Origin of the sequence: Achromobacter sp. (assembly GCF_036567245.1) — a bacterium.
Classification (GTDB): domain Bacteria; phylum Pseudomonadota; class Gammaproteobacteria; order Burkholderiales; family Burkholderiaceae_B; genus Achromobacter.
The window spans coordinates 1-10,196 of the sequence record NZ_DATCUY010000206.1 but is presented as its reverse complement, the minus strand read 5'-3'; the positions used below and the strand labels follow the sequence as shown (position 1 = coordinate 10,196).

Genomic DNA, 10,196 nt, shown 5'->3' with positions numbered 1-10,196 from the left:
GTCGCGCGCGGCGGCCAGTCCGCCGGTGGCGGTCCAGGCGCGGCGCGCCGATTGCAGCGCGTACCAGGACAGGAAGGCCACGCCGAACCACAGCACGGCGGTCGTCAGCCAGGGGAACCAGGACGTGAGGGCCTGCAGGCCCGAGACGCTGGCGAAGATGAAGATGGCGTCGATCAGCGCGCAGATGGCGACCACGCTCAAGAGGTGCGCGCGCATCAGGCCCTGGCGCAGGATGAATGCGCTTTGCGCGCCCACGACCGCGAACAGGCCCAGCCCGGTGGCCGTGCCGCTGGCCCAGGCAGTGAAGAAGAGGGGGGATGACAACGTGGCGAACATGACCTGCACCTGTGCTGCTACGCCTGTGGCGGCGCTTGGATGACAACGCCGGGCGCCCGCGGCGCTCCGGTAAAAAAGCCATTTTCGCTTGCGGCGGATATGAAATAAAGCTAATTTTCCTTCACTATCTTAAGCAAAACTAATCTTATGAAAATTGATCACGGCAATCTGCGCGCCCTGGCCGCGGTAGTGCGGGAAGGCAGTTTCGAACGGGCCGCGCTGTCGCTGAGCGTCACGCCGTCGGCGGTGTCGCAACGGATCAAGGCGCTGGAGGACCGCATGGGCCGGCTGCTGGTCCAGCGCACCGTGCCGGCAGTGGCCACGGCGGACGGTCAGGTGCTGGTGCGGTTGGCCGAGCAGACGGCGCTGCTGGAGCACGACGCCCTCGACCGCCTGGGCGTGGCGGACGACGATGTGCCCTATGCCAGTATCCCGGTCGCGGTCAATCACGACAGCCTGGAGACCTGGTTCGTCGACGCGGCCGTGCAGTTCGCGGCTCGCACCCGGGCCACGCTGGACATGCAGTCCGAGGACCAGGACCACACTGCGACGCTGCTGCGCAATGGCTCGGTGCTGGGCGCCGTGACCGCCCTGGCCGAGCCGGTGCAGGGCTGTCGCATCCACGCGCTGGGCAGCATGCGTTATGTCGCGACCTGCACGCCTGAATTCCACAAGCGCTACTTCTCGCAGGGCGTCAACGCCCAGACGCTGGCGCAGGCGCCGGTGCTGGTGTTCAACCGCAAGGACGCGTTGCAGGCCCGTTTCGCGCACAAGATCGCGGATCCCGCGCCTTGGCAGCCGCCGGTCTGGTGGGTGCCGTCCACCCGGGCGTTCGTGCAGGCGACGCTGGGCGGCCTGGGCTGGACCATGAATCCCCTGCCGCTGGTGCAGGAACACCTTGATGCAGGTCAGCTGATGCTGCTTCGGGGCCGCGCCTGGGAGGACGTGCCGCTGTACTGGCAGCATTGGCGGGTAAACTCCGAAGCGATGGAAGCCCTGACGGATTCGGTCCTGTCAGCTGCCCGCAGCCTGGTCAGGCGGCGTTAACCTCTAGGAGAACAACCCATGAACATCCGCAAGTTCGCTGTCATCGCCGCCCTGGGCCTGTGCACGGCCGGCTCGGCTTGGGCGAAGGACTACAAGGTTGGCCAGATCGAGGTCGACGACCTCTGGGTGCGCGCATCCGCGCCCGGCCAATCCAATGGCGCGGGGTATATGGATATCGACAACGACGCCAAGACCGCGGACCGTCTGCTGTCGGTGTCGTCGAACGCGGCGGAACGCGTCGAGCTGCACACCGTGCAGACCGAGAACGGCGTTTCGAAGATGCGCCAGGTGGAAGGCGGCATCGCGCTGCCGGCCGACACCGAGGTCAAGCTCAGCCCGGGCGGCTACCACGTCATGTTCATCAAGCTGAAGGCGCCGTTCGCCGAAGGCGGCACGGTCCCGGCCACGCTGAAGTTCGAAAAAGCCGGCGAAGTCGCCGTGCAATTCAAGGTCAAGCCGGCCTCGCACAATCCCGGCATGGACCACGGCGCCATGAACCACGGCACGATGAAGCACTAAGCGCCAAGCGCTGCCCGCGCCTGAGGGCGCGGATTCGGTCGCATGAAAGACTAAGCCGGCCCAGGGGCCGGCTCAGGCAGATCCCCGCCGTTGTGGCAGGTCCGTCCTATCAGACAATAAGAGGCAAACCCGCCCGCATTGGACCGGTCTCCCCCAATCGGGGCCGCGCGGAGCCGGGCTCCGCCGGTCCGCAGCGGCGCCCCCCTGGGGGGGAAAGCGCGTAGCGCTTTCGGGGGGGGGGGTTAATACAGCCCTTGCTGACGCATCGCGTCAGCCACCTTCACGAAGCCAGCGATGTTGGCGCCGTCCAGGTAGTTCACGTACTCGCGCTCGCTGTGGCCGTGGCGCACGCAGTTCTCATGGATGTCGCGCATGATGGCGTGCAGGCGCGCGTCGACTTCTTCGCGCGTCCAGGCCAGGCGGGCCGAGTTCTGGGCCATTTCCAGGCCGGACACGGCCACGCCGCCGGCGTTGCTGGCCTTGCCCGGCGCGTACAGCACGCGCGCCGCGATGAAGGCCTTGGCGGCTTCCAGCGTGGCCGGCATGTTGGCGCCTTCGGCGACGCACAGCACGCCGTTCTTGATCAGCGTTTGCGCATCGGCCAGTTCCAGTTCGTTCTGGGTGGCGCAGGGCAGAGCCACGTCCACCGGCACGTGCCACGGGCGCTTGCCGGCCTCATAGACCAGGCCAAACTGGCGCGCATACGTGTCCAGGCGGCCGCGCAGGTCGTTCTTGATGTGCATCAGCGCGACCAGCTTCTCGTGCGTGAAGCCGGCTTCGTCGACGACCGTGCCGTTGGAATCGGAAATCGTCACGACCTTGGCGCCCAGCGCCATGGCCTTTTCGATCGCGTACTGGGCGACGTTGCCCGAGCCCGACACGGACACGCGCAGGCCGTCGAAGGACTTGCCCACGCGCTTGAGCATTTCTTCAGCGAAGTACACGGTGCCGTAGCCGGTGGCTTCCGGGCGGATCAGGCTGCCGCCGAAGGTCAGGCCCTTGCCGGTGAACACGCTGGCGGTCGAGTTGGACAGCTTCTTCATCATGCCGGCCATGAAGCCGACTTCGCGCGCGCCCACGCCGATGTCGCCGGCCGGCACGTCGGTGTCCGGACCCAGGTGGCGGTACAACTCGATCATCAGGGCCTGGCAGAAGCGCATGACTTCAGCATCGGACTTGCCCTTGGGGTCGAAGTCGGAGCCGCCCTTGCCGCCGCCCATGGGCAGCGTGGTGAGCGAGTTCTTGAGGGTCTGCTCGAAAGCCAGGAACTTCAGGATCGACAGGTTCACCGAGGGGTGGAAACGCATGCCGCCCTTGAAGGGGCCGATGGCCGAGCTGTGCTGGATGCGGAAAGCGCGGTTGACCTGGGCCTGGCCGCGGTCATCGGTCCAGCACACGCGGAACTGGATCACGCGTTCCGGCTCCACCAGGCGTTCGAGCACGGCGTGCTCGGCATAGTGGGGGTGCTTTTCGATGAAAGGCCACAGGCTCAGCATCACCTCCTGGACGGCTTGCATGAACTCAGGCTGCTGCGGGTCGCGCGCGGCGACGCCACGCAGGAAGTCGTCCAGACTCTGCACTTTCAACATGATCTCCTTGGGGGTGCTTCGAATAGGTGCGGACTGCGCCGGATTGGGGCGCGAAAATTCTTTTTTGGTGCATGGACGCACCTGTATGGTGCGGAATTGTAGGGGCAAATTGCTGCCCTGCGCAAAGCCCAAAAATAGTGCCATCACCTTGATATCAAAGCACTTTTTCTCTTAATTTATTGGGGACGTATTAATGTGGAGTATCAGGGTTGAGACAGTTTGAATTGTCGATTTTTTAGGAAGACTATTGAATTTCCTAGGGAATTAAATACGTCCCCGTTTATTTGCGTGGGGGCGTCATAGGGCTTTCCGAATTGTTGGGAAGGAAAGGCGGGCCCGTGCGGGCAGTTTCGGGCAGGCTCGGGGGGCAATATCGATTTAATATGTCCCCATTATTTGTTTGAGCAAAATCACGTCCCCTCTGCAGGATTACAACTGCACGACGGCCAGCGCCGCGCCCAGTGCCATCAGGACGGCTCCCACTACACGGTCGGCTGCACGTTGATGATCCAGCAGCATGCGCCGCAGGAAGGGTGAGGACACCGACCACGCTACCGCGCCGAACCAGATCCAGTGCGCCAGCGACATGAACAGGCCGTAGCCGAACTGCCAGGCCAGCGGCGTGCCGGGCGACACCACCTGGGTATAGGTGCTGACCACGAATAGCGTCGTCTTGGGATTCAGCGCATTGGTCAGAAAGCCGCTATACAGCGCCTGCCAGCCCGAGATAGGGGGGCGCTCCGACAGGTCGCGGCTGACCTGGGTGCGGTTGAAGAAGGTCTTCCAGCCCATGTAGACCAGATAGCAGGCGCCCGCCAGTTTGATGCCCTGCAGCACGGGCTGCGCGTAATGCGCCAGCAGGCTGACCCCGAACATCGTGTAGAACACGTGCACCTGCACGCCCAGCGCGATGCCCAGCGCGCAGATCAGGCCGGTGCGCCGGCCGAATAGATAGCTGTTGCGCGTGACCATGGCGAAGTCCGGGCCGGGACTGATGACGGCAAGCATAGTGATGAGGGCGACGGCGATCAGTTCGGTCATGGCGAGAGCGGCTGGTTGCGAAATGGAGCCGGCATTGTGGGACGCTGGCGCCTTCCGGAAAAACGATTTCTAATGCTCGATATCCGTGAGAAAAAATCACCTTTTGCTATGAAGTTGCCGCCGCTCAATACTCTGCGGGTGTTCGATGCCGCCGCCCGCCACCTGGCCTTTGGCAAGGCGGCCGAAGAGCTGCACGTGACCCATGGCGCCGTCAGCCGGCAGATCCGGCTGCTCGAGGACGCCCTGGGGCTGGCGTTGTTCGAACGCCGCAACCGGGCTGTTTTCCTGACCGATGCGGGCAGGCAGCTGTTCGAGGTGACGCGTGCGCTGTTCGAGCAGTTGGCGGCGGGCCTGGCCAAGCTGCGTCAGCCGGCCGCGGGCGCGCCGCTGGTGCTGTCCTGCGAGCCCACCATCGCCATGATGTGGCTCATCCCGCGGCTGCCGGGCTTCCAGCGCGACCACCCCGGCGTGCAGGTGCACCTGTATGCGGCAGGCGGTCCCGTGGATTTCGCCGCCCAGGGGGTGGACGTGGCGTTGCGCCGCAATGACTTCGATTGGGACGCCGCCTTGCATGCTGAGCGGGTGTGTGAGGAATGGACCGGGCCGGTGTGCCGCCCGGGACTGATAGACGCTGCCGATGCAGTCCTGGCTGTGGATGACTGGGGCGGCGCGCCGGCGCTCAGTAGCGCAACGCGCCCGCTGGCTTGGCGGCACTGGTCGTGTGCGGCCGGCGTGAAGCCTCCGCGCCGGACCGGGCCGGCCTACGAGCATTTCTATTTGAGTCTGCAGGCCGCTGCCGCTGGCCTGGGGGTGGCGATAGGCTCGGCGCTGATGGCGTGCGACGCGTTGCGCGACCGCCGGCTTGAGGCGCCTTGCGGCTTTACCCGCGATGGCTCGGCCTATGTGCTGCTGTCGCCCCGGCCGTGCTCGGAAGATCCGCGTGCGGGGGCCTTTCTGGATTGGTTGCGCCGGGAGGCCGCCGCGTCGCTACGGGACGCGGCGGGTGACGTGGCGGGTGGCGCTCAGAGCGTGGCGTCGTAGTCGATCGTTAGGGGGGCGTGGTCCGAGAAGCGCTCGTCCTTGTAGATGGCCACGTTGCGGGCGCGGGCGGCGATGCCCGGCGTGGCGATCTGGTAGTCGATGCGCCACCCCACGTTCTTGGCCCAGGCCTGGCCGCGGTTGCTCCACCAGGTGTACTGATCCGGGCGGTCGTCGATGGTGCGGAACACGTCGACGAAGCCGCGTTTGTCGAACACGTCGGTCAGCCAGGCGCGCTCTTCGGGCAGGAAGCCCGAATTCTTCAGGTTGCCCTTCCAGTTTTTCAGGTCGATTTCCTTGTGGGCGATATTCCAGTCGCCGCAGATGATGAACTCGCGGCCGGTGGTCTTGTGCTCATGCATCAGGGCGTCGATCCAGGGGCCGAAGCGGTCCAGGAAGCGGTACTTGGCTTGCTGGCGCTCGTCGCCGCTGGAGCCCGAGGGCAGGTAGGCGCTGATGACCGACAGGTTCTTCCAGTCGGCGCGGATGATGCGGCCTTCAGGGTCGAACTCTTCGCAGTCCAGGCCGATATTGACGCGCTCGGCCGCGTCGCGCAGGTAGATGCCGACGCCGCTGTAGCCCTTCTTCACCGCATGGTGGAAGTGGCCGGTATAGCCGGGCGGATGGCGCAGGTCGTCGGTCAGGTCCTCGTGGGATACCTTGATCTCCTGCAGGCAAAGCACGTCGGCGGAATGCTTTTCCATCCAGGGTTGCAGGCCCTTGCGGAAGGCGGACCGGATGCCATTGAGATTGATCGACGTGATGCGCAGCAAAGCGAAACTCCTGTTGGGCGGCCGCAATGGCCGGGGCAATGGCAGCAATTTAACCGACTCGGCGGGGCTACCCGGGAATAGCCCCGACAGCGGATAAAATGCCTGCGTTTGCCATCTACCGGACCTTTACGCATGCCCGCCGCCAATTCCTCCGCCACCGCCCTTGATTTCGTCCGCTTCGCCTTGAACGAGGGCGTGCTGCGCTTCGGCAGCTTCAAGGTCAAATCGGGCCGTATCAGTCCCTATTTCTTCAATGCCGGACTGTTCAACAGCGGGCGCTCGGTTGGCAAGCTGGCGCAGTTCTATGCCCAGGCGCTGCTGGATTCGGGCGTGGAATTCGACATGCTGTTTGGTCCTGCCTACAAGGGCATTCCGTTGGGTACGGCGACGGCCATCGCGCTGGCGGGCCACCCCGGCATGAAGGGCGGCGACGTGCCTTTCGCGTACAACCGCAAGGAAGCCAAGGACCACGGCGAGGGCGGCACCCTGGTGGGCGCGCCGCTCAAGGGCCGGGTCGTCATCATTGACGACGTGATCACCGCGGGCACGTCGGTGCGCGAATCGGTGGAAATCATCCGCGCCGCCGGCGCCGAGCCCGCCGCCGTGCTCATCGCCATGGACCGCATGGAACGCGCGGGCCCGGACGACGCCCTGTCGGCGCATTCCGCCGTGCAGGACGTGGCCAAGACCTACGGCATCCCGGTAGTGGCGATTGCCTCGCTGTCGGACATCCTGGCCCTGCTGCAGGACGACGCGTCCTTTGCCGAGCACCGTGAGGCGGTGCTGGCGTATCGGACGAAGTACGGGGTGAAGTAAGCCTCGATTCGCGATGGTTGTTGGGCACGCCCGTTTGTGGGCGTGCGGGTGGCGGGGCCGCTTGGTGCCGCCTCTTCAGCCATAGATTCCCGCAGGCTCGGCGATGCCGTGAGGCTGGCCGAAGACGGCAACGCCACTGGCCCGGGCGGCATCCGCCAGCTTGCGATCAAATGTGGCCAGATAGGCTCCGTGTCTTTGGGCCAGTTCCAAATAGCTGGCGTCGTAGACGGTCAAACCGTGAGTGCGAGCCAACTGATAGCTGCGGTCTATGCTGACGAAGGCTGCGGCTGAATCCGGAAAAATGGGCAGGCGTGCGAGAAGCTGGTTGAACGAGAACAGCTGACTCTCCGACACGCGCTGGCTGCGTTCGGCGCGTAATATGCCGTTGGCGACTTCGACGCGCCAGATGTGCGGCACCGAATTTTTGGCCCCGTGGGCGACTTCCAGCAGGTGCTGGGCCAGCTGTGATTCGCGAGCATCAGTGCGGCCGACCAGCCAGGCCAAGGCGAGTGATGCGTCCGGTATCAGGCGGATGGGGTTCATTCCCGGCCTTCTTCGATCCAGGAGCGGATGATCTCGTGAGGGATGGGCGGTGCTGGCGTAAAGCACTTCATCGCCTCGAGCGCGTCATGGGCATCCAGGGATGTCGTGGGAAGAACTGGGGTTAGCCTGGCGCAGAGTACGCCGTCCAGCGAAATGATGAAGTGCTGTCCTTGGCGGACCGCTTGCAGGTGGTCGGAGAACCGATGCAGCAGGTCGCTGGTGCTGATTTCGAGGTAATTCATGTCCAAGCCTCCAGTCAAAAATCGACCAGATCATTCTTGGATAAACGAAGGGCCGCAGCAAGATGCCGCGGCCCTTCGTTTCGTCTGATACTTCCTGAACACGCCCGTTGCGAGGCGCGCCCGGTCCAGGATCAGCTGTCCAGCTTCTGCTTCAACAGATCATTCACCTGCTGCGGGTTGGCCTTGCCGCGGGCGGCCTTCATGATCTGGCCCACCAGCGAGTTGAACGCCTTCTGCTTGCCGGCCCGGTACTCTTCCACGATGGCCGGGTTGGCGGCCAGCACCTCGTCGATCATGGCGCCGATGGCGCCGGTATCGCTGATCTGCTTGAGGCCGCGGGCGTCGATGATGGCGTCGGCCTGGCCGCCGTTTTCGCCGGCCCACATGGCGCCGAAGACTTCGCGGGCGATCTTGTTGGAGATGGTGCCGTCGATGATGCGGCCGATCAGGGCGGCCAGCGCCGGCGCCTGCACCGGCGAGTCGGCGATGCTCTTTTCGTCCTTGTTCAGGGCGGCGGAAACTTCGCCCATGACCCAGTTGGCGGCCAGCTTGGCCTGGCCGGCCGGCAGCGCGTGCGCCACGGCCTCGAAGTAGGCGGCGAGGTCGCGGCTGACGGTCAGCTGGGCGGCGTCGTAGGCGGGCAGGCCGTATTCGGATTCGAAGCGGGCGCGCTGGGCGGCCGGCAGTTCGGGCATGGCGGCGCGGACTTCGTCGACCCAGGCGCTGGAAATCACCAGCGTGGGCAGGTCGGGGTCGGGGAAGTAGCGGTAGTCGTGCGCGTCTTCCTTGCTGCGCATGCTGCGCGTTTCGTCGCGGTCGGCATCGTACAGGCGGGTTTCCTGGACCACCGTGCCGCCGTCCTCGATCAGCTCGATCTGGCGCCGCGCTTCATAGACGATGGCGCGTTCCAGGAAGCGGAACGAGTTGACGTTCTTGATCTCGGTGCGGGTGCCGAATTCCTTCTGGCCCACGGGCCGCACGGACACGTTGGCGTCGCAGCGGAACGAGCCTTCCTGCATGTTGCCGTCGCAGATGCCCAGCCACACCACCAGGCTGTGCAGGGCGCGGGCATAGGACACGGCCTCGGCGGCCGAACGCATTTCCGGTTCCGTCACGATTTCCAGCAGCGGGGTGCCGGCGCGGTTCAGGTCGATGCCGCTGGCGGGCGCGCCGTTGGCCAGGTTGAAGTCGTCGTGCAGGGACTTGCCGGCGTCTTCTTCCAGGTGGGCGCGCGTCAGGTTGACGGTTTTCTCTTCCTCGCCCACGAAGAAGGACAGCGAACCGCCCACGACCACCGGCAGCTCGTACTGGCTGATCTGGTAGCCCTTGGGCAGGTCGGGGTAGAAGTAGTTCTTGCGCGCGAACACCGAGCGCGGCGCGATGGTGGCGCCCACGGCCAGGCCGAAGCGGATGGCGCGTTCGGCGGCGCCGCGGTTCATGACCGGCAGGCTGCCCGGCAGCGCCAGGTCGACCACGTTGGCGTGGGTGTTGGGCGCGGCGCCGAATTGGGTGCTGCTGCCCGAAAAAATCTTGGAGTCCGTGGAAAGCTGGGTGTGCGTTTCCAGGCCGATGACGATTTCCCAGTTCATGTTCTCAGCCTTGCTGGACCGGGGCACGCGTGTGCCAGTCCGTCACTTGTTGGTAGCGGTCGGCGATGGCCAGCAGGCGGCCTTCGTCGAAGTAGTTGCCGATGATCTGGAGACCTACGGGGCGAGTTCCGCCCGCGCCTCCAAAGCCGCACGGAATCGACATCGCAGGCAGGCCGGCCAGGCTCACGCCCAGCGTGTAGACGTCGGCCAGCCAGTCGGCCGTGGGGTCGTCGCGGTTGTCGCCGATGTTCTTGGCCACCGTGGGCGTCACCGGACCCATGATCACGTCGCACTGGTCGGCGTAGGCGCGCTGGAAGTCCTGCGCGATCAGGCGGCGCAGGCGCTGCGCCTGCAGGTAGTAGGCGTCGTAGTAACCATGGGACAGCACGTAGGTGCCGATCAGGATGCGGCGCTTGACCTCGTCGCCGAAGCCTTCGGCGCGCGAGCGGCTGATCATTTCGTTCAGGTCGCCGTACTGGGCGGCGCGGTGGCCGTAGCGCACGCCGTCGTAGCGCGCCAGGTTGCTGGACGCTTCGGCGGGGGCGATGACGTAGTAGGCGGGGATGGCCAGTTCGGTGCGCGGCAGCGACACCGGCACGCGCACGGCGCCCAGCGCCTCGAACTGGGCCAGCGCGGCTTCGACCGCGGCGGCCACGTCAGGCG

12 protein-coding genes are annotated in these 10,196 nt (G+C 65.4%); 4 read left to right on the top strand and 8 right to left on the bottom strand.

The features are described 5' to 3' along the window. Positions 1 to 336: LysE/ArgO family amino acid transporter (locus VIR09_RS08985; RefSeq protein WP_332012550.1), on the bottom strand; the 336-nt coding region annotated here is incomplete at its 3' end. Positions 337 to 483: 147 nt separating this feature from the next. Between VIR09_RS08985 and VIR09_RS08980 the strand changes: the two genes are divergently transcribed. Further along, positions 484 to 1,383 carry a LysR family transcriptional regulator ArgP gene (locus tag VIR09_RS08980; protein ID WP_013396760.1) on the top strand — a complete coding sequence of 300 codons (900 nt, stop codon included), beginning with the start codon at positions 484 to 486 and terminating at the stop codon, positions 1,381 to 1,383. Positions 1,384 to 1,401: 18 nt separating this feature from the next. Continuing rightward, a complete protein-coding gene (locus tag VIR09_RS08975) occupies positions 1,402 to 1,902 on the top strand; it encodes a copper chaperone PCu(A)C (protein ID WP_332012549.1) in 501 nt (166 codons plus the stop codon). Between the two features lie 242 nt (positions 1,903 to 2,144). Here VIR09_RS08975 and gdhA read toward each other — a convergent pair whose 3' ends face one another. Together gdhA and VIR09_RS08965 are read right to left on the bottom strand one after the other, a co-directional pair. Continuing rightward, positions 2,145 to 3,491, bottom strand: a complete 1,347-nt coding sequence (gdhA, locus tag VIR09_RS08970) for an NADP-specific glutamate dehydrogenase (RefSeq protein ID WP_013396758.1) — start codon at positions 3,489 to 3,491, stop codon at positions 2,145 to 2,147. 429 nt (positions 3,492 to 3,920) lie between these two features. Next, entirely contained in the window at positions 3,921 to 4,532 is a 612-nt protein-coding gene (locus tag VIR09_RS08965) for a LysE family translocator (protein ID WP_332012548.1), read from the bottom strand. A 108-nt stretch (positions 4,533 to 4,640) separates the two neighbouring features. On the opposite strand from VIR09_RS08965, the gene VIR09_RS08960 reads away from it, so the two are divergent. After that, positions 4,641 to 5,573, top strand: a complete 933-nt coding sequence (locus tag VIR09_RS08960; RefSeq protein WP_332012547.1) for a LysR substrate-binding domain-containing protein — start codon at positions 4,641 to 4,643, stop codon at positions 5,571 to 5,573. On the opposite strand, the gene VIR09_RS08955 is transcribed toward VIR09_RS08960, so the two are convergent. Beyond that, on the bottom strand, positions 5,555 to 6,343 hold the full coding sequence (locus tag VIR09_RS08955) for an exodeoxyribonuclease III (RefSeq protein WP_332012546.1): 789 nt from the start codon (positions 6,341 to 6,343) through the stop codon (positions 5,555 to 5,557). The two genes, VIR09_RS08960 and VIR09_RS08955, sit on opposite strands and share 19 nt — an antisense overlap. Positions 6,344 to 6,475: 132 nt before the next feature. On the opposite strand from VIR09_RS08955, the gene pyrE reads away from it, so the two are divergent. Beyond that, positions 6,476 to 7,159: an orotate phosphoribosyltransferase gene (gene pyrE / locus VIR09_RS08950; protein WP_332012545.1), complete on the top strand. Its 684-nt coding sequence runs from the start codon at positions 6,476 to 6,478 to the stop codon at positions 7,157 to 7,159. A 75-nt stretch (positions 7,160 to 7,234) separates the two neighbouring features. Here pyrE and VIR09_RS08945 read toward each other — a convergent pair whose 3' ends face one another. From VIR09_RS08945 to VIR09_RS08930, 4 genes are all read right to left on the bottom strand, one after another. Next, positions 7,235 to 7,702, bottom strand: a complete 468-nt coding sequence (locus VIR09_RS08945; RefSeq protein WP_332012544.1) for a type II toxin-antitoxin system VapC family toxin — start codon at positions 7,700 to 7,702, stop codon at positions 7,235 to 7,237. Then, entirely contained in the window at positions 7,699 to 7,944 is a 246-nt protein-coding gene (locus tag VIR09_RS08940) for a hypothetical protein (protein ID WP_332012543.1), read from the bottom strand. Before VIR09_RS08940 ends, VIR09_RS08945 begins: the two co-directional genes overlap by 4 nt. 131 nt (positions 7,945 to 8,075) lie before the next feature. Beyond that, on the bottom strand, positions 8,076 to 9,533 hold the full coding sequence (gene gatB, locus VIR09_RS08935; RefSeq protein ID WP_207469817.1) for an Asp-tRNA(Asn)/Glu-tRNA(Gln) amidotransferase subunit GatB: 1,458 nt from the start codon (positions 9,531 to 9,533) through the stop codon (positions 8,076 to 8,078). A 4-nt stretch (positions 9,534 to 9,537) separates the two neighbouring features. Further along, positions 9,538 to 10,196, bottom strand: a 659-nt coding sequence (locus VIR09_RS08930) for an amidase family protein (RefSeq protein WP_332012542.1), incomplete at its 5' end; no start/stop codon positions are given.